The organism is Achromobacter semiaridum (genome assembly GCF_053543755.1).
This window is the reverse complement of record NZ_JBLVOL010000057.1, coordinates 8487-26747: the sequence shown is the minus strand read 5'-3', so window position 1 is coordinate 26747 and position 18261 is coordinate 8487. Positions and strand designations below refer to the sequence as shown.

Sequence of the window (18261 nt, the reverse complement as noted above, 5' to 3'; positions counted from 1 at the left end):
GCCCACCGCTAACGCCACGCCACCATCCGGCCGCCCCGCCGCGCGCCGCGTGCCGCACACCGGCATGCGCCGCGCCATCGCCCGCCGCTTGACGGAAAGCAAGCAGAACGTGCCGCACTTCTACCTGTCGGTGGACTGCAAGATGGACGCGCTGCTGGCCCTGCGCGCGCAAGCGAATCATGGCGGCGCGGTCAAGCTGTCGGTCAACGATTTCATCGTGCGCGCGGCCGCGTTGGCGCTGCGCGAAGTGCCCGAAGTGAATGTCAGCTGGCATGAAGACGACATCGAATACCACGCCGGCGCCGACATCTCGGTGGCCGTCGCCACCGACGGCGGCCTGGTCACGCCCATCGTGCGCGACGCGGACATCAAGTCCCTGACTTCCATCGCGAACGAAATCGTCGAGCTGGCCGGGCGCGCCAAGATCAACCGTTTGAAGCCCGAGGAATTCACGGGCGGCTCGCTCACGGTCAGCAACCTGGGCATGTACGGCATCAGCCAGTTTGCCGCCATCATCAACCCGCCGCAGGCCGCCATCCTGGCGGTGGGCGCGGCCCAACGGCGGCCTGTCGTAGGCGACAACGGCGAACTGGTCGCCGCCACCGTCATGACCGTGACCTTGTCCGCCGACCACCGCGCGGTGGACGGCGCGGTGGGCGCGCGCTGGCTGGCCGCCTTGCGCACGCTGATCGAAAACCCCGTGCGCATACTGCTGTGAGCCCGACGATGACGAAGAACGTGTTTGATGTGGTCGTCGTTGGCGGCGGCCCCGGCGGCTACGTGGCCGCCATCCGCGCCGCGCAGCTGGGCATGTCGGTGGCCTTGGTGGAACGCGCCGAGTTGGGCGGCATCTGCCTGAACTGGGGCTGCATACCCACCAAGGCCTTGCTGCACAGCGCAACGGTGCTGCGCGCCTGCCAAGAAGCATCGCACTACGGCGTCACCGGCACCGGTGAGGCGCGCGCCGATCTGGCCGCCATGGTCGCGCGGTCGCGCAAGGTGGCGGGCCGGCTGGGCCAGGGCGTGGCGCATCTGATGAAGAAGAACGGTGTGACGGTGTTCGCCGCGCGCGCCCAATTGGCCGGCGCCGGCAAGCTGGCGCTGGACAACGGCACAACGCTGTCCGCCAAGCACATCATCCTGGCAACCGGTGCGCGTGCCCGCGAACTGCCCGCGTTGCCGCTGGGCGAACGCATCTGGGCCTACCGCCAGGCCCTTGCCCCCAACGAGATCCCGAAGACATTGCTTGTGGTGGGTGCGGGCGCCATCGGCGCGGAATTCGCCAGCTTCTACCGCGCCATCGGTTCGGACGTGACGCTGATCGACATGACGCCCGAAATCCTGCCGCAAGAAGACGCGGAAATTTCGCAGCTGGCGCGCAAGGCGTTCGAAAAGCAGGGCATCCGCGTGCTGACGCAATGCGCCGTTACGGCGTCGTCGCTGTCTGCCAAGGGCGTCAGCGTCACGCTGGAACAGCAAGGCAAGACCACGCAGCTGGAGGTGGACCGCGTTATCGTCGCGGCCGGCATCGTCGGCAACGTTGAAGACCTGGGCCTGGAGAAGACGCGGGTGAAGGTCGAGAAAACCCACATCGTCACCGATGCGCATTGCCGCACCGGCGAACCCGGCGTCTACGCCATCGGCGACGTGGCCGGCGCGCCCTGGCTTGCCCACAAGGCCAGCCATGAAGGCGTGCTGTGCGTGGGAGCCATCGCGGGCAAGACGGTGCACGCCATCGACCCGCTGCGCATCCCCGCCTGCACGTATTCATACCCGCAAGTGGCCAGCATCGGCATGACGGAAGCCCGCGCGCGGGAACACGCCAAGGCCCACGGCGGCGAGATCCGCGTCGGCAAATTCACCTTTGCCGGCAACGGCAAGGCCATCGCCATGGGCGAAGACCAAGGGCTGGTCAAGACGGTGTTCGATGCGAAGTCAGGCGAACTGCTGGGCGCGCACATCATCCATCCCGAAGCGTCCGAGCTGATCACCGGCTATGGCGTGGCGGCGTCATTGGAAGCCACCGAGGAAGACTTGATGCACACGGTATTCGCGCATCCGACGTTGTCGGAAACACTGCACGAATCGGTGTTGGCTGCGTTTGGACGGGCACTGCACGCGTAAGCAGCAGAAGGCGGCGTGCGGGCGGGGCCGCCTTCAGTGGGACCTTCGCGCGGCGTGCACGGCCCTGCATGCGGCGCGTCAAGAGCGCTTCAAGAACGCTTCAAGAACGCTTCAAGAACGCATCAAACCCGCTGCGCAAAGAAATCCAGGAAGCACGCGATGCGCCGCGACAGCTGCGTGTTGCGGTGGTACACGGCGTGCATCGGTTGCAGGTGATCGCTGTACACGCCTTCCATCACCTTCACCAACCTGCCCGCCGCGATATCTTCGCGCACTACGAAATCCGACAGGCAGGCGATGCCCACGCCGCGTAGCGCCAACTGGCGCTGCGTTTCTCCGCTTGATGTGGCCAGCGTCGGCGTCGCTTGAAAACTGGACCCGCCCGCGTGCTTGAGCGGCCACAGGTTCAGGCTTTCGGGCTGCGTGAATCCCAACACTTCATGCCGCGCCAAATCCTCAACCGTTTCCGGCGCGCCGCGCCGCGCGATGTAGTCGGGGCTGGCCATCATCCAGCGCGGCGACGGCCGCAACACGCGCGCATGCAAGGTGGAATCCGTTAGCGGTCCCATGCGGATCGCGATGTCGGTGCGGTGCTCTATCAGGTCCACGATGCGATCGTTGCTGGTCAGTTCCAACGTGATCTCGGGATACTCACGCCGGAATTCCCCCACGTGCGGCACCACGCAATGCAGCATCACCGGCACCGACGCATCCACCCGCAATCTGCCCGCCGGCCGCTGATGCACCATGCGCATGCACTCTTCGGCCTCGTCCAGCGACGCGACAATCTGCCGGGCCTTGGGCAAGAAGTGCGCGCCCTCTTCGGTCAGCTCCATGCGCCGCGTGGTGCGGTTCAGCAGCATCACGCCCAAGTCATCTTCCAGCCGTGACAAGGCCCGGCTGACTCCGGATGCCGTCTGCCCCAGCAGCTCGGCCGCGGCGCTAAGCGACCCGGCGTCAACCACGCCGAGAAACACGCGCAATGCATCGGAATTCAAAGCCATGTCGGGCGTCCTTGAAGCCTAAAAAACAGCCTATATGTTGTAGATCGAATTTACCGCTTTAACCCTGTATTTCGCAGTATCCCGCTACATTGCGCGGTGTCTTGCGACCCCAATGGCGCCGCACCGCGCAAATAAAACGGCGCCCCACGGGCGCCGTTCTTCCCAGCCCTGCGCCGCGATCAGCGCTTGGCTTTTTGCTTCAGCTGCGACAGGTCGCGCACCGCGCCGCGGTCGGCCGACGTGGCCAATGCTGCGTAGGCTTGCAGGGCTTGCGACACCACGCGTTCGCGGCCGACCGGCTCCCAGCCGTCGGCGCGCGCGTCCATCGCGGCGCGGCGGCGGGCCAGTTCTTCGTCGGAAACCGCCAGGTGCATCTTGCGGTTGGGGATGTCGATTTCGATGATGTCGCCTTCTTCCACCAGGCCGATCGTGCCGCCCTCGGCCGCTTCCGGCGAGGCGTGGCCGATCACCAGGCCGGACGAGCCGCCCGAGAAACGGCCGTCGGTGAACAGGGCGCAGGTTTTGCCCAGGCCCTTGGACTTGAGGTACGACGTGGGGTACAGCATTTCTTGCATGCCGGGGCCGCCCTTGGGGCCTTCGTAGCGGATCACGACGACGTCGCCCGCCACGATCTTGTCGCCCAGGATGCCTTCAACGGCGTCGTCCTGGCTTTCGAACACGCGGGCGCGGCCCGTGAAGACCCATTGCGATTCGTCCACGCCGGCGGTTTTGACGATGCAGCCCTTCTCGGCCAGGTTGCCATACAGCACGGCCAGCCCGCCGTCCTTGGAATAGGCGCTTTCCTTGCTGCGGATGCAGCCCGTCTTGCGGTCGGTGTCCAGCGTCAGGAACGTGGCGTCCTGGCTGAAGGCGACCGTGGTGGGGATGCCACCGGGCGCGGCGCGATAGAACTTCTGCGCTTCTTCGCTTGCGTCACCGGCCACGTCCCACTTCTGGATGGCGTTGCCCAGCGTACCGCTGTGCACGTTGCCGCAAGACAGGTCCAGCAGGTCGGCGCGCGCCAGTTCGCCCAGGATGCCCAGGATGCCGCCGGCGCGGTGCACGTCTTCAATGTGGTACTTGTCGGTGGCGGGCGCCGCCTTGCACAGGCACGGCACCTTGCGCGAGATGCGGTCGATGTCGGCCATCGTGAAATCCACGCCTGCTTCCTGCGCGGCGGCCAGCAGGTGCAGCACGGTGTTGGTCGAGCCGCCCATAGCAACGTCCAACGCCATCGCGTTCTGGAACGCGCTCTTGGTGGCGATGTTGCGCGGCAGGACCGATTCGTCTTCTTCGACGTAGTAGCGGCGGCACAAATCGACGACCAGGCGGCCGGCTTGCTCGAACAAGCCCTTGCGCCAGGCGTGCGTGGCGACGATGGTGCCGTTGCCCGGCAGGGCCAGCCCGATGGCTTCGGTCAGGCAGTTCATCGAGTTGGCGGTGAACATGCCGGAACAGGAGCCGCACGTGGGGCAAGCGCTGCGTTCGACTTCGGCCACTTCGGCGTCCGACACGTTGGGGTCGGCGGCCTTGATCATGGCGTCGATCAGGTCGATCTTGGCGATGACCTTGCCGTCGGTGGGCGACTTGACCTTGCCCGCTTCCATCGGGCCGCCGGACACGAACACGACCGGGATGTTCAGGCGCATGGCGGCCATCAACATCCCCGGGGTGATCTTGTCGCAGTTGGAAATGCAGACCATGGCGTCGGCGCAATGCGCGTTGACCATGTATTCGACCGAGTCGGCGATCAGTTCGCGCGACGGCAGCGAATACAGCATGCCGCCGTGGCCCATGGCGATGCCGTCATCGACGGCGATCGTGTTGAATTCCTTGGCGACGCCGCCGGCGGCTTCGATCTCTTTGGCGACCAGCGCGCCCAGGTCGCGCAGGTGCACGTGGCCGGGCACGAACTGCGTGAACGAGTTCACTACCGCGATAATCGGCTTGCCGAAATCACCGTCCTTCATGCCAGTGGCGCGCCACAGGGCGCGGGCGCCGGCCATGTTGCGGCCGTGGGTCGATGTGCGGGAACGGTAGTGCGGCATGATTTGTCTCGAGTGCTGTTAGCGTGGCGGCAAAACGGTAAATAATACGCTGGATCGGGCGCAGGCGTGCCGGCGGCCTACGCCTTCAACGCCAGCAACGCGTCCTGCAAATGGCGCAAGCCCCGGCTCAGGGGCTTGTCGCGCCGCATCACAATCGCCAGTTCGCGCGACAGGCGCGGCGTCAGCGTACGCACCGCCAGCACATCGCGCTGCCCCGCGCCCGACACGGCCAGCTTGGGCAGCACCGCGCAGCCCAGGCCCGCCGCCACGATTTCCTTCATGGCTTCGGTGCTGCCCAGCTCCATGACGGGTTTGGCCGCGACGCCCGCCGCTTCGAACCAGTCGTCCACCAGCCGCCGGGTACGCGCGCCCGGCTCGAACAGCACCAGCGGCCACGGCGCCAGGGCCTGCGGGGTGATCTGGGCGGGAATGGCGGCGGCGTCGCGCGCCGGGAAAATGGCCACGAACTCGTCTTCCATGACGGGCGTCACTTGCAACATGCGGCCGGGCGCGGGCAGGGTCACCAGCCCCATGTCCAGCGTGTTGTTCTCCAGCCCGCGCAACATATCGACGGTGTTGCCGGTGCTGGCCACGATATCCAGCGCGGGAAAGCGCCGGCGCAACTGCGCCAGGATGGGCGGCAGCAGATACGTGCAAGCGGTGGCGCCCGTGCCCAGCCGGATGCGGCCGGACACCTGCGACGCGTGCGCGGTCATGGCTTGCTCGGCCTGCGCCAGCGCCGCGTCGATGACCCGGATATGCGTCAGCAGTTCCAACCCCGCCGCCGGCGGCCCGGCAGGGCGGCCGACGCGTTCGACCAGCTTCAAGCCAAAGCGCCGTTCCAGCTGGCGGATTTGCAGGCTCACGGCGGGCTGGGTCACGCCGCCGCGTTCGGCGGCGGCTGAAAAACTGCCCAGCTCAATCACCTGCGCAAAGGTGCGCAAATGGTCCAGATTCAGGCCCCGCATGACGTTTACCCAAAGTTTTGCTTATGCAAATCATAACGGACCAAAGCTTTATTAATGATTGGGCTTGCGCCACACTGGCGACTGGTTTTTTTCCCTTGTCCCGCTCTTGGCTTCCCATGTCGCCCAACACCCCTACCGTTCTCATCCGCGACAGCGCGGACGCTGACCTGCCCGCCATCAAGACCATCTACGCGCACCACGTTGAACACGGCACCGCGTCCTTCGAACTGGAGCCGCCTTCCATCAACGACATGCGGCTGCGCCGCGCGGGCGTGCTGGAAAAAGACATGCCCTACCTGGTGGCCGAGATCAACGCTGAAGTCGTCGGCTACGCCTACGTCACGCCGTACCGCCCGCGCCCGGCCTACCGGCACACGGTTGAGGACTCTGTCTATGTGAAGGCCGGCCGCGCCGGCTTGGGCATCGGCGGCAAGCTGCTGGCCGCGTTGGTTGAACGCTGCACCGCCGCCGGCTGGCGCCAGATGCTGGCGGTGGTGGGCGACAGCCGCAACGCCGCGTCGCTGGCGCTGCATGCCCGTCAGGGTTTTCATCCGGTGGGTACGCTGCGATCCGTGGGCCACAAGCATGGCGAATGGCGTGACACGGTGCTGATGCAGCGCAGCCTGGGCGAAGGCGACACGACGCCACCGCAGCGGCCGTGATTGCGCCGCGCGCCGTCGTCTGCCTGGGGCTGACCCAGCTGGTCAACTGGGGCGTCACGTTTTACCTGATCGGCGCGTTCGGCCCGGCGATGACGGCCGACCTGGGCTGGAACGCGTCCGTCGTCTATGGCGGGTTTTCGGCCGCCATCGTCACGATGGCGCTGGTGTCGCCGCTGGCCGGCCGCGCGGTGGACCGCTGGGGCGGGCATCGCGTGATGCCGTTGGGCGTGTTGATCGGGGCGACGGGCTGCGCGCTGCTGGCCGCCGCGCACGCGCTGGCCGCTTATTACCTGGCGTGGCTGGTGCTGGGCGTGGGCATGCGGCTGTGCCTGTACGACGCGGCGTTTGCGTCGTTGGCGCGCGCCGCCGGGCCGACGGCGCGCCGGGCCATGTCGCAGATCACGCTGTTTGGCGGGCTGGCATCCACGGTGATGTGGCCGGCCGGACACGCGCTATCCGGCTGGCTGGGGTGGCGCGGCGCGGTGCTGGTCTACGGCGCGCTGGCGTTGGCGACCTTGCCGCTGTACCTGGCGCTGCCTCGCCAACGGTATGCCGCGCCCGCCGCTGTCGCCGACCGACCGGCCGCCGGCTTGACGCGCAACGCCTCCGCACGCCGTCTGGCCGGCACGCTTTACGCGGTGATCGCCATGCTGACCAACTTCCTGGCCGCCGGCAACGCCGCGCATTTGATCGCGCTGATGACGGGCATGGGCGTGGCCGGCGCGTCGGCGGCCAGCGTGGCCGCGTTGTGGGGCGTCGGCCAGTTCGCCGCGCGCATGGCCGACGTAACGTTGGGCGCAAGGCTGCATCCGCTGACGTTGACGTGGGTCGTCACCACCTTGATGCCCCTGTGCTTTGTGCTGGCGTGCTTGTCCAACGGCAGCGTGTACGCCATTGCCGCCTATGCCCTGCTTTACGGGGCGTGCAACGGCCTGTTGACCATCACGCGCGGCACGCTGCCGCTGGCCTTGTTTGACTTTCGCAGCTACGGCACGCTGGTCGGTGCGCTGCTGGTGCCCAGCTTTTTGCTGACGGCCACGGCGCCCGTGGCGTATGCGTTTTTGATCGAGACGCAGGGCGCGCGCGCGGCCATGGCGATGTCGGCGGCAATGGCGGGCGTGATCGCGGCGGCGGCGTATGTATTAAGACGACGGTTTATCGGCAGGGTGACGGCTGTGCCCGATTCGAGGCGGGCTCAGGCCTGAAGGGCCGGGCGCGCCGGCTTGCACCGACTACGCCTGCGCAACCCCAGCCCGCATCAGCCCCCCGCAACTGCCCCCCGCCGCCAGCATCAGCCTTCCGCGGCCGAGGCCACCACCCACTTTTCCCAGCCGATCTTGCGCAGCTTGCACGCCGGACATTCGCCGCAGCCGTAGCCCCAGTCGTGCCGCGCGCCGCGCTCGCCCAGATAGCAGGTGTGGCTTTCTTCGACGATGGTTTCCACCAGGGCGTCGCCGCCCAGCTGATAGGCCAGCGCCCAGGTTTCCGACTTGTCGATCCACATCAGCGGCGTCTCGATCGTCACCCGCGTGCCCAGCCCCAAGCCCAGCGCCACCTGCTGCGCCTTGATGGTGTCGTCGCGGCAATCGGGGTAGCCGGAAAAATCCGTTTCGCACATGCCGCCCACCAGCACGTCCAGCTGGCGCCGATAGCCCAGCGCCGCCGCCAGCGTCAGGAACAGCAGGTTGCGCCCTGGCACGAACGTATTGGGCAGCCCGTTGGCCTGCATTTCGATGGCGCGGTCGCTGGTCATGGCGGTGTCGCCCACCTGGCCCAGCACCTTCAAGTCCAGCAAGTGGTCTTCGCCCAGGCGCGGCGCCCAATCCGGAAAGTTGGCGCGAATGTCGCGCAGCACATTCAAGCGCGCCGACAGTTCGATGTGATGGCGCTGACCGTAATCAAACGCCACCGTTTCCACATGGGCATAGCGGTCCAGTGCCCACGCCAGGCACGTGGTGGAATCCTGGCCGCCCGAGAACAGTACGAGCGCGCGACGTTGATGATTTTGCATAAAGGGGGCTTCTACAAAGACGAAGGGACATCACGGACTTTAACCGAGAGATACCGACGTTCCCGTAAGGAACGCTGCGTAAAATCAATCGGTCCGATTTTCCCGGTAGTGCCGCAACGCCCACGTCTTTTCTTTCTTCCTTCAGCCTGACGGAACCCCCGCCCGATGAAAGCCAGCCGCCCGCAGTCCGAGTCCGCAGAACCCTTGCGCCACGATATCCGCCTGCTAGGCCGTTTTTTAGGCGCCGTGATTGCGGAATGCGAAGGCAAACGGGTGTTCGACACTATTGAAACGTTGCGCCGCACCGCCGTGAAATTCCGCCGCGAAGGCAACGAGGCGGACAGCAAGCTGCTGGAACAACGCGTCAAGCGGCTGCAAGGCAACGACCCGAATTCCGTGGCGCGCGCCTTCAGCTACTTCCTGCATCTGGCCAACATTGCCGAAGACCGCGACCAGAACCGCCGCCAGCGCACCCGCGCATTGGCCGGCGACACCGCGCCGCGTGGCAGCCTGCGCGATGCCGTGCTGACGCTGGGCAAGCAAGGCGTGGGCGTGGCGCGCATCCGCCGTCTGCTGGCCGACGCCAGCGTGGTGCCGGTGCTGACCGCGCACCCTACCGAAGTGCAGCGCAAGAGCACGCTGGACGTGCACCGCGAAATTGCCCTGGCGCTGACCCAACGCGATAGCCCGCTGACGCCCGAGGAACTGGCCGAACTGGACGCCGCGCTGCTCGGCCGCGTGGCCACCTTGTGGCAGACGCGCATGCTGCGCTACACGCGCCTGACGGTGGCCGACGAAATCGAGAACGCGCTGTCGTACTACCGCAGCACCTTCCTGCAAGTCATCCCGCGCTTGTACGCCGACCTGTCCAAGCTGTTGAACCGCGAGCCGGCCAAACCGTTCGCCGCGCCGCCCGCGCCGCTGGAACCGTTTCTGCGCATGGGCAGCTGGATCGGCGGCGACCGCGACGGCAATCCCAACGTGGATGCCGCCACGCTGGAGCGCGCGCTGCTGCGACAGGCCACCGTGCTGTTTGAACACTATCTGCAAGAGGTTCACGCGCTGGGCGCGGAACTGTCGATCACCACCCTGCTGATCTCCGCCGACCCGGAACTGCTGGCGCTGGCCGACAGCAGCGGCGACGATTCCCCCCACCGCAGCGACGAGCCCTATCGCCGCGCGCTGGTCGGCGTCTATGCCCGACTGGCCGCCACGGCGCAAGCGCTGACGGGGCAAAACCTGGCGCGCCGCAGCACCGTCGCGGCCCCCGCGTATCAAGCGCCGCGGGAACTGTCCGCCGACCTGGCCGTGATTGCCGCGTCGCTGGCCGCGCATCACGCCTCGCCCATCGCCAAGCTGCGCCTGTCCGGCCTGCAACAAGCCGTGGAGGTATTCGGCTTTCACCTGGCCACCGTGGACCTGCGCCAAAGCTCCGACGTGCACGAACGCGCGCTGGCCGAACTGTTCGAGCGCGCCGGCACGCTGCACGAAGGCAAACCGCTGGACTACCTGGCGCTGGACGAAGACGCCCGCGTGGCGTTGCTGCGCGCCGAACTGGCCCAGGCGCGCCCGCTGGCTTCGCCGTGGATCGCCTACAGCGAAGACACCACGCGCGAACTGGCCGTGCTGCGCGCCGCCGCCGCCGGTCGCGCGCGTTATGGCAAGCAGGCCGTGCGCCAGACCATCGTGTCGCACACCGAAACGCTGAGCGACCTGCTGGAAGTCATGGTGCTGCAAAAGGAAGCGGGCTTGATCGCCCCGGCGGGCCAGGACCTGGACCCCGACGATGGCCTGATGGTCGTGCCCTTGTTCGAAACGATTCCCGACTTGCAGCGCGGCGCCGACATCATGGCAGCCTGGCTGGATTTGCCCGAAGTGCGCCAGCGCGTGAAGCAGGCGCAGAACGGCGCGCAGGAGGTCATGCTGGGCTATTCCGACAGCAACAAGGACGGCGGCTTCCTGACGTCGAACTGGTCGCTGTACCAGGCCGAACGCGCGCTGGTGGATGTGTTTTCGTCGCGGCACGTGCGCTTGCGCCTGTTTCACGGGCGCGGCGGGTCGGTGGGGCGCGGCGGCGGCTCCAGCTTTGACGCCATATTGGCGCAGCCGCCCGGCACCGTCGCCGGGCAGATCCGCCTGACCGAGCAAGGCGAAGTCATCCAAAGCAAGTACAAGGACGCCGAGGTCGGCCGCTGGCACCTGGAACTGCTGGTGGCCGCCACGCTGGAATCCAGCCTGGCCCCGCGCGCCGAAGCGACCAGCGCGGAAGACGCGCACATGGCGCAGCACGGCCCGGCCATGTCGTTCATGTCTGAAACCGCGCAGCGCACCTATCGCGGCCTGGTGTACGACACGCCCCGCTTTGCCGAATATTTTTTTGCCGCCACGCCCATCAGCGAAATCGCCGGCCTGAACATCGGATCGCGCCCCGCCTCGCGCAAGAAGGGCCAGCGCATCGAAGACCTGCGCGCCATTCCGTGGGGCTTTTCGTGGGCGCAATGCCGCCTGATGCTGACCGGCTGGTACGGCATGGGCTCGGCCATCGAGGCCTATCTGGAAGTGGGCGCCGAAGGTGGCCCGCGTTCGCGCCGCGCGCGCTTGGCGCAGTTGCGCGAGATGGCGCGCGACTGGCCCGCGTTCCGCACGCTGTTGTCCAACATGGAAATGGTGCTGGCCAAGTCTGATCTGGCCATCGCGGCGCGCTACGCGCAGTTGGTGCCGCAACGCGGCCTGCGCGAACGCGTCTTTGGGCTGATCAGCGCCGAACATGGCCGCACGTTGGCCATGCTGAAGCTGTTGACCCAACGCGAACTGCTGGCCGACAACCCCATGTTGCAGGATTCGCTGCGCGAACGCTTTGCGTATATCGACCCGCTGAACTATTTGCAGATCGACTTGATTCGCCGCCACCGCGCGGCGCAGAACAATCCAAAGGCAGAAATAGACGAACGCGTGCAGCGCGCCATCCACCTGACCATCAACGGCATTGCCGCCGGGCTGCGCAATTCGGGCTAGGCGGCAGCGTCCACCTGCCGAACACCGCTGAGGGGCCATTTGTCCACCCCTGGAGACTTTTAGTACTATCCCTGACAGAAATTCTATACACGCACAAATGTTCGTATATAGAACAAAACGATTTTTCTGGCCGCGCCGCACAGAAAGGCACCTGAGGACGAGACAGAGACCACCCTGGTTCCCCGCGTGCCCGCCTGCTACGCCCGGCTGCAAGCAGCCCCAAGCGAACTGTCATGGATACTCCCCTCAAAAATCTCGCCGTCATCGGCGCAGGCGCCATGGGCAGCGGCATTGCCGCCCTGTTCGCCTCGAAGGGACTGAACATCGTCCTGATCGATCCCATGCCCGGCGCGCTGGACCGCGCCCGCGCCGTCATCGACCGTCAGCTGAACGTCTACGCGCCTGAGCAGGTGCAGGAATCCCTGGCGCGCATCCGCATGGATGCCGGCCTGGAGGCCGCGGCCGACGTCGAACTGGTCATCGAGGCCGTGCCGGAAAACCTGGAGCTCAAGCGCGGCATCTTTGCCAAGCTTGACGCGCTGTGCCCCGCGCACACGCTGTTCGCCACCAACACGTCGGGCCTGTCCATCAACGCCATCGCCAGCGCCGTCACGCGCCGCGACCGCTTCGTGGGCGCCCACTTCTTCACGCCGGCCGATGTCATCCCGCTGGTGGAAGTCGTGCGCAATGACGACACCTCGGATGCCACCGTCGCGCAAGTCATGGCAACGCTGCGCTTTGCCGGCAAGCGCCCCGTGCTGGTGCGCCAGGACATCCCCGGCTTCATCGCCAACCGCATCCAGCATGCGCTGGCGCGCGAAGCCATCTCGCTTCTGGAAAAGGGCGTGGCCAGCGCCGAGGACATCGACGAAGTGGTCAAGTGGAGCCTGGGCATCCGGCTGGCCCTGTCCGGCCCGCTGGAGCAGCGCGACATGAATGGCATCGACGTGCACTACGCGATTGCCAGCTACCTGTACAAAGATCTTGAAAACCGCACCGAACCTTCCGACCTGTTGAAAAGCAAGGTCGACAGCGGCCAGATCGGCGCCAAGAGCGGCCAGGGTTTCTACACCTGGAGCCCCGAGCGCCGCGAACGCGTGCTGCGCGAGAAAAGCGCGGCGCTGGGCGAACTGGCGGCGTGGCTGAACAGCAAGGCCGACGGCTCCTGACGGCGTTTCTTACCCGAATCCACAACAGATAAGGCGCGGGGCATTGCCCACCGCGCCAGCGGGCCACGAGCCCCACCACACAAAGAAAACCAATCGTCGATCCCCGTTGCGCATCGCCACCCGATGGCGCGCGGGGCGCGGCACTAGAGAACCCGCCTACGGAGTTGTTGGAGGCACCATGAATAAACTGGCTTCATTCTTTACCGAGCTGATGCGCAAGTATCTGCCGGATCCTTTTGTTTTCGCGATTGCACTGACGTTGCTGACCGTGCTGCTGGCCATGGGCATCGAAGGCCAGAGCATCGGCGACGTGACCCGCGCCTGGGGCAAGGGCTTCTGGAGCCTGCTGGCGTTCACGACGCAGATGGCCGTGATTCTGGCAATGGGCTACGTGCTGGCCACCGCGCCGCTGACCGACCGCCTGCTGAACCGCATCGTCAGCCACGTGCACAAGCCGCACACCGCCATCATCGTCGCCACGCTGGTCGGCGGCGTGGGCAGCTACCTGAACTGGGGCTTTGGCCTGGTCATCGGCGGCATCGTCGCCAAGAAGCTGGCGCTGAAGGTCAAGGGCGTGCACTACCCGCTGATCATCGCGGCCGCCTATAGCGGCTTCACGATGTACGGCCTGGGCCTGTCCGCCAGCATCCCGGTGCTGGTCGCCCCCCCCGGCCACCCCACCGCCAAACAGATGGGCACCATCCCGCTGTCGGAAACCATTTTCTCGGTGCCCATGCTGATCACCAGCCTGGTCATCATCATCACGCTGCCGCTGCTGAACGCGTGGCTGCACCCCAAGAAGGGCGAGAAGATCGTTGAAGTGGACCCGGCCATCGACCGCGACGCCAACGCCTCCAACGCCAGCGAAGACATGCTGGAAAAGGGCACCATTGCCTCGAAGCTGAATAACAGCCGCATCCTGAGCCTCTTGATCGGCGCGCTGGGCATTGCCTACGTTACGTTCCACTTCATGGACGGCGGCTCGCTGGACCTGAACCTGATCAACTTCATCATCCTGTTCCTGGGCATCATCCTGCTGGGCACGCCGGCCGCCTACGTGGCCAAGCTGACCGAAGGCATCAAGACGATTTCCGGGATCATCCTGCAATACCCGTTCTACGCCGGCATCATGGCCATCATGGCCGCGTCGGGACTGGTGACGTCGATCTCGCAAGTGTTCGTTGATTTCGCCACGCCGGCCACGCTGCCGTTCTGGGGCCTGATCAGCTCGTTCTTCATCAACTTCTTTGCGCCGTCGGCCGGCGGCCACTGGGTCATCCAGGGTCCGTTCATGATTGACGCCGCCAAGGAAATCGGCAGCGCGATGAACCAGACGACCATGGCCGTCATGCTGGGCAACGCCTGGAACGACCTGGTGCAACCCTTCTGGATCCTGCCGGCGCTGGCCCTGTCCAAGCTGAAGCTGCGCGACGTGATGGGCTACACCGTCATCATGATGCTGTGGGTGGGCGTGATCCACATCACCGCCGTGCTGGCCTGGGGCTACGCCACGCACTGATACCCACGCGCTTTCATAGAACAGACTGGAAACCGATATGAGCAAACCCACTGCGTATCTCGTCACCGGCGGCAGCGCCGGCATAGGCGCCGCCATCATTCGCATGCTGCTGGATGCGGGCCACAAGGTGGTCAACATCGACTACCGACTGCCCGAGAATCCGCCGGCCGGGCTGGTCTCGTATCAGGCCGACCTGACCGATGAAGCGCGCACCAAGGAAGTGGCCGCCGAAGTCACCGCCGCCTACAACATCGTGGGCCTGGTGAACAACGCCGGTGCAACGCGCCCGGGCACGGCCGACACGGCCACCCTGGCGGATCTGGACTATGTGGTGAACCTGCATCTGCGCACCGCGCTGATCCTGGTGCAGGCCGCGCTGCCCGCCATGCGCGAAGCCGGCTTTGGCCGCATCGTGAACATGTCGTCGCGCGCGGCGCTGGGCAAGCCCGAACGCGTGGTCTATTCGGCCACCAAGGCCGGGCTGGTGGGCCTGACGCGCACGCTGGCCATGGAGCTGGGTGGCGACGGCATCACCGTCAACGCCATCGGCCCCGGCCCGATCGCCACCGACCTGTTCACCAAGAGCAATCCGGCGGGCGCTCCGCAAACGGAACGCATCATCAACAGCATCGTCGTCAAGCGCCTGGGCACGCCGGAAGACGTGGCGCGCGCCGCCATGTTCTTCCTGTCGCCCGACAACGGCTTCGTGACGGGCCAGATGCTGTATGTGTGCGGCGGCACGACGCTGGGCGTCGCGCCCATCTGAGCCCGCGCGCCATGCTGAACCGCCCTGACCTTCGTGCCTGCCCGCCGCAATCAGCGGCGCAGCAGCGCGTGGTTGATCTGGTCGGCGGCGTGGCGCAAGGGCGGCAGGAAGGCGTCCAGCATGGCCTCGCGCGTAAAGCGGTTGGACTGCCCGCTGACGTTCATCGCGGCGATCACCCGGCCGCTGCGGTCCACGATGGGCACGGCCACCGATTGCAGGCCGGGTTCAAGCTCCTGCGCCACGCACGCGTAGCCATCGGCGCGCACGCCGGCCAGCAGGCGCTTGAGGTCGGCGATATCGGTCACGGTTTGCGGGGTATAGGCCTGGATCTGGCTCATGGCCAGCACCCGGTCCAGTTCCGCGTCCGGCAGGCCGGCCAGCAGCACGCGGCCCATCGACGTCACCCACGCCGGCAGGCGGCTGCCCCCGGCCAGGTTGATGGTCATCACTTTGTGCGTGGACAGACGCAGGATGTACACGATGTCGGCGCCTTCCAGCACCGACACCGAGCACGATTCGCGCGTCTGCTCGGCCACTTCTTCCATGTACGGCAAGGCCAGGTTCCACAGCGGCGTGCCGGACAGGTAGGCGTAGCCCAGCTCCAGGATGCGCGGGGTCAGTTCGAACTTGCGGTCGGTGACGGTGACGTAGCCCAGGTGTTCCAGCGTCAGCAGGATGCGGCGCGCGCCGGCGCGGGTCAGCCCCGTCACGGCGGCCACTTCGGACAGCGTCATCTGCGAACGGCCCGGGCCGAATGCCCGGATCACCGACAGGCCGCGCGCGAAGGATTGCACGTAGCTGTCGCTGGGCTGCTGGGGGTCTTGCTCGGCCATCCGGTAGGTCCCAAGAGTAAAAAGCTCGCCGCTGGCGAGCCGTTCGTTGCCATTGCGGGCAACGCCAAACGATGGAGGATCGCCGTGCGTCGGGTTGTCTTGACGCTGTGCGGTCCCCATGAAACGATGTTCTTCAGAAGAACGAAAGTTCTAGTGAAGAACAAATTATGACACGCCACCTATGAGCGAACATCATGATCTCTAAGCTTGTTGCAAGCGCGGCGGCCGCCCTGGCGGACGTACCCGACGGCGCCACCGTCATGATCGGCGGCTTCGGCACTGCCGGCCAGCCCATGGAATTGATCGACGCCCTGCTCGAACAGGGCGCGAAAGACCTGGTCATCATCAACAACAACGCCGGTAACGGCACCACCGGCCTTGCCGCCCTGCTGGGCGCGAACCGCGTGCGCAAGATCATCTGCTCGTTCCCGCGCCAGGTCGATTCGCAGATTTTCGACGGCCTGTACCGCAGCGGCAAGATCGAACTGGAACTGGTGCCCCAGGGCAACCTGGCCGAGCGCATCCGCGCCGCCGGCGCCGGCATCGGCGCGTTCTTCTCGCCCACCGGCTACGGCACCCCGCTGGCCGATGGCAAGGAAGTGCGCGAGATCAACGGCCGCCACTACGTGCTGGAATATCCGCTGCACGCGGACTATGCGCTGATCAAGGCCGAGCGTGGTGACCGCTGGGGCAACCTGGTCTACCGCAAGACCGCCCGCAACTTCGGCCCCATCATGGCCAGCGCCGCGCGCGTGGCCGTGGCGCAAGTGCGCGAAGTGGTTGAACTGGGCACGCTGGACCCCGAAACCGTCGTCACCCCCGGCATCTTCGTGCAGCGCGTCGTCCAGATCGACGCCGCCCCGGCCGCCAAGGAGCAGCAATGAGCACCAAACTGACCCGCGACCAGATCGCCGCCCGCGTCGCGCAGGACATTCCCGAAGGCGCCTACGTCAACCTGGGCATCGGCCTGCCCACGCTGGTGGCCAACCACCTGCCGGCTGACCGCGAAGTCATCCTGCATACCGAAAACGGCATGCTGGGCATGGGCCCCGCGCCCGCCAAGGGCCAGGAAGACTACGACCTGATCAACGCCGGCAAGCAGCCCGTGACCGAACTGCCGGGCTGCTCGTTCTTCCATCACGCCGACTCGTTCGCGATGATGCGCGGCGGCCATCTGGACATCTGCGTGCTGGGCGCCTTCCAGGTGTCGCAGCACGGCGACCTGGCCAACTGGCACACCGGCGCGCCCGACGCCATCCCCGCCGTGGGCGGCGCGATGGACCTGGCCATCGGCGCCAAAGACGTCTTCGTGATGATGGAACTGCAAACGCGCGAAGGCCAGAGCAAGCTGGTCGAGGCCTGCACGTATCCGCTGACGGGCGTGCGCTGCGTATCGCGCGTGTACACGGACGTGGCGGTGTTCGACATCCGCGCCGACGGCGTCACCGTGACCGACATGTTCGGCGACGTCACCGCCGACGAACTGTTGGCCTTGACCGGCCTGCCGTTGAAGTTTTCCCGCTAATCAGGAGTCCCCATCATGTTGTTCATGGTTCAAATGCAGGTCAATCTTCCCGTCGACATGCCGGCCGAACGCGCCGACAAGCTCAAGGCGGACGAAAAGGCGCTGGCCCAACAACTGCAACGCGACGGCAAGTGGAAAGAGCTGTGGCGCGTGGTGGGCCGCTACGCCAACGTCAGCATTTTCGACGTCGAAAGCAATGACGAACTGCACACGCTGCTGTCGTCGCTGCCGCTGTTTCCGTACATGGACATCAACGTCACGGCGCTGGCGCGCCATCCCTCGGCGATCTGACAGGAGCACTTCATGCCCTACATCATCGAAACGTTCGACAAGCCCAACCACCAGGAAGTGGGCCCGCGACATCGCGCGGCGCACCTGGAATACCTGGACGCCAACAAGCAGCTGCTGCTGGCGTGCGGCGCCAAGCTGCAAGACGACGGCAAGGACGCCGGCGGCGGCCTGTACATCGTTGACCTGGACACGCGCGAAGCCGCGCAGCAGTTCATCGACGCCGACCCGTTTTCGCAAGCCGATCTGTTCGACCGCGTGACCATCACGCGCTGGCGCAAAGCCTACGTCGACGGCACCTGCCACCTGTAATCCTGTCGCGGGGGGCC

Annotated in this window: 17 protein-coding genes; 12 read left to right on the top strand and 5 right to left on the bottom strand. The window is 66.2% G+C overall.

All coding sequences use genetic code 11. From position 1 onward, the window contains the following. The coding region (locus ACNPP0_RS16200; protein ID WP_448706455.1) for a 2-oxo acid dehydrogenase subunit E2 at positions 1–718 on the top strand (718 nt) is incomplete at its 5' end. An 8-nt stretch (positions 719–726) separates the two neighbouring features. After that, positions 727–2124 carry a dihydrolipoyl dehydrogenase gene (gene lpdA, locus ACNPP0_RS16195; RefSeq protein WP_448706454.1) on the top strand — a complete coding sequence of 466 codons (1398 nt, stop codon included), beginning with the start codon at positions 727–729 and terminating at the stop codon, positions 2122–2124. Positions 2125–2246: 122 nt separating this feature from the next. Here the strand turns inward: lpdA and ACNPP0_RS16190 are convergent, their stop codons facing one another. The 3 genes from ACNPP0_RS16190 to ACNPP0_RS16180 all read right to left on the bottom strand — a co-directional run bounded on the left by ACNPP0_RS16190 (position 2247) and on the right by ACNPP0_RS16180 (position 6144). Beyond that, positions 2247–3128 (bottom strand): LysR substrate-binding domain-containing protein, encoded by an 882-nt coding sequence (locus tag ACNPP0_RS16190; RefSeq protein WP_448706453.1) that lies wholly within the window; start codon positions 3126–3128, stop codon positions 2247–2249. A gap of 179 nt (positions 3129–3307) precedes the next feature. Continuing rightward, a complete protein-coding gene (gene ilvD, locus ACNPP0_RS16185; RefSeq protein WP_046803270.1) occupies positions 3308–5176 on the bottom strand; it encodes a dihydroxy-acid dehydratase in 1869 nt (622 codons plus the stop codon). Positions 5177–5253: 77 nt separating this feature from the next. Further along, a complete protein-coding gene (locus ACNPP0_RS16180; RefSeq protein ID WP_448706452.1) occupies positions 5254–6144 on the bottom strand; it encodes a LysR family transcriptional regulator in 891 nt (296 codons plus the stop codon). A gap of 116 nt (positions 6145–6260) precedes the next feature. On the opposite strand from ACNPP0_RS16180, the gene ACNPP0_RS16175 reads away from it, so the two are divergent. Further along, on the top strand, positions 6261–6806 hold the full coding sequence (locus ACNPP0_RS16175; protein WP_448706451.1) for a GNAT family N-acetyltransferase: 546 nt from the start codon (positions 6261–6263) through the stop codon (positions 6804–6806). After that, positions 6803–8011, top strand: a complete 1209-nt coding sequence (locus ACNPP0_RS16170) for an MFS transporter (protein ID WP_448706450.1) — start codon at positions 6803–6805, stop codon at positions 8009–8011. Before ACNPP0_RS16175 ends, ACNPP0_RS16170 begins: the two co-directional genes overlap by 4 nt. Positions 8012–8097: 86 nt before the next feature. Here ACNPP0_RS16170 and queC read toward each other — a convergent pair whose 3' ends face one another. After that, positions 8098–8817, bottom strand: coding sequence for a 7-cyano-7-deazaguanine synthase QueC (gene queC / locus ACNPP0_RS16165; protein WP_332609918.1), 720 nt, complete (start codon positions 8815–8817; stop codon positions 8098–8100). A 165-nt stretch (positions 8818–8982) separates the two neighbouring features. Here queC and ppc point away from each other — a divergent pair, with 165 nt between their 5' ends. The 4 genes from ppc (at position 8983) to ACNPP0_RS16145 (ending at position 15286) form a co-directional block, all read left to right on the top strand. Then, entirely contained in the window at positions 8983–11832 is a 2850-nt protein-coding gene (gene ppc / locus ACNPP0_RS16160; protein ID WP_448706449.1) for a phosphoenolpyruvate carboxylase, read from the top strand. A gap of 233 nt (positions 11833–12065) precedes the next feature. Then, positions 12066–13001: a 3-hydroxyacyl-CoA dehydrogenase family protein gene (locus ACNPP0_RS16155; protein ID WP_448706448.1), complete on the top strand. Its 936-nt coding sequence runs from the start codon at positions 12066–12068 to the stop codon at positions 12999–13001. 178 nt (positions 13002–13179) lie between these two features. Continuing rightward, entirely contained in the window at positions 13180–14520 is a 1341-nt protein-coding gene (locus ACNPP0_RS16150; protein ID WP_448706447.1) for a short-chain fatty acid transporter, read from the top strand. 37 nt (positions 14521–14557) lie between these two features. Next, positions 14558–15286: an SDR family NAD(P)-dependent oxidoreductase gene (locus tag ACNPP0_RS16145; RefSeq protein ID WP_332609913.1), complete on the top strand. Its 729-nt coding sequence runs from the start codon at positions 14558–14560 to the stop codon at positions 15284–15286. 50 nt (positions 15287–15336) lie between these two features. Here ACNPP0_RS16145 and ACNPP0_RS16140 read toward each other — a convergent pair whose 3' ends face one another. After that, the gene (locus ACNPP0_RS16140) at positions 15337–16119 is read right to left on the bottom strand and encodes an IclR family transcriptional regulator (protein WP_448706456.1); all 783 of its coding nucleotides are present in this window, start codon (positions 16117–16119) and stop codon (positions 15337–15339) included. 194 nt (positions 16120–16313) lie between these two features. Here ACNPP0_RS16140 and ACNPP0_RS16135 point away from each other — a divergent pair, with 194 nt between their 5' ends. Genes ACNPP0_RS16135 through ACNPP0_RS16120 form a run of 4 tightly spaced genes read left to right on the top strand, consistent with a single transcriptional unit; the run spans position 16314 to position 18244 of the window. Beyond that, a complete protein-coding gene (locus ACNPP0_RS16135) occupies positions 16314–17003 on the top strand; it encodes a 3-oxoacid CoA-transferase subunit A (RefSeq protein WP_046803261.1) in 690 nt (229 codons plus the stop codon). Beyond that, complete coding sequence (locus ACNPP0_RS16130) at positions 17000–17644, top strand: 3-oxoacid CoA-transferase subunit B (protein ID WP_046803260.1); 645 nt, start codon at positions 17000–17002, stop codon at positions 17642–17644. Before ACNPP0_RS16135 ends, ACNPP0_RS16130 begins: the two co-directional genes overlap by 4 nt. Positions 17645–17659: 15 nt before the next feature. Beyond that, entirely contained in the window at positions 17660–17935 is a 276-nt protein-coding gene (gene catC, locus ACNPP0_RS16125; RefSeq protein ID WP_315526967.1) for a muconolactone Delta-isomerase, read from the top strand. Between the two features lie 12 nt (positions 17936–17947). After that, a complete protein-coding gene (locus tag ACNPP0_RS16120) occupies positions 17948–18244 on the top strand; it encodes a YciI family protein (protein ID WP_448706446.1) in 297 nt (98 codons plus the stop codon). Positions 18245–18261: the final 17 nt, after the last annotated feature.

Coding starts and splice junctions, on each gene's coding strand:
- lpdA (WP_448706454.1), top strand. CDS start 727: ATGACGAAGAACGTGTTTGATGTGGTCGTCGTTGGCGGCGGCCCCGGC.
- ACNPP0_RS16190 (WP_448706453.1), bottom strand. CDS start 3,128: ATGGCTTTGAATTCCGATGCATTGCGCGTGTTTCTCGGCGTGGTTGAC.
- ilvD (WP_046803270.1), bottom strand. CDS start 5,176: ATGCCGCACTACCGTTCCCGCACATCGACCCACGGCCGCAACATGGCC.
- ACNPP0_RS16180 (WP_448706452.1), bottom strand. CDS start 6,144: ATGCGGGGCCTGAATCTGGACCATTTGCGCACCTTTGCGCAGGTGATT.
- ACNPP0_RS16175 (WP_448706451.1), top strand. CDS start 6,261: ATGTCGCCCAACACCCCTACCGTTCTCATCCGCGACAGCGCGGACGCT.
- queC (WP_332609918.1), bottom strand. CDS start 8,817: ATGCAAAATCATCAACGTCGCGCGCTCGTACTGTTCTCGGGCGGCCAG.
- ppc (WP_448706449.1), top strand. CDS start 8,983: ATGAAAGCCAGCCGCCCGCAGTCCGAGTCCGCAGAACCCTTGCGCCAC.
- ACNPP0_RS16155 (WP_448706448.1), top strand. CDS start 12,066: ATGGATACTCCCCTCAAAAATCTCGCCGTCATCGGCGCAGGCGCCATG.
- ACNPP0_RS16150 (WP_448706447.1), top strand. CDS start 13,180: ATGAATAAACTGGCTTCATTCTTTACCGAGCTGATGCGCAAGTATCTG.
- ACNPP0_RS16145 (WP_332609913.1), top strand. CDS start 14,558: ATGAGCAAACCCACTGCGTATCTCGTCACCGGCGGCAGCGCCGGCATA.
- ACNPP0_RS16140 (WP_448706456.1), bottom strand. CDS start 16,119: ATGGCCGAGCAAGACCCCCAGCAGCCCAGCGACAGCTACGTGCAATCC.
- ACNPP0_RS16135 (WP_046803261.1), top strand. CDS start 16,314: ATGATCTCTAAGCTTGTTGCAAGCGCGGCGGCCGCCCTGGCGGACGTA.
- ACNPP0_RS16130 (WP_046803260.1), top strand. CDS start 17,000: ATGAGCACCAAACTGACCCGCGACCAGATCGCCGCCCGCGTCGCGCAG.
- catC (WP_315526967.1), top strand. CDS start 17,660: ATGTTGTTCATGGTTCAAATGCAGGTCAATCTTCCCGTCGACATGCCG.
- ACNPP0_RS16120 (WP_448706446.1), top strand. CDS start 17,948: ATGCCCTACATCATCGAAACGTTCGACAAGCCCAACCACCAGGAAGTG.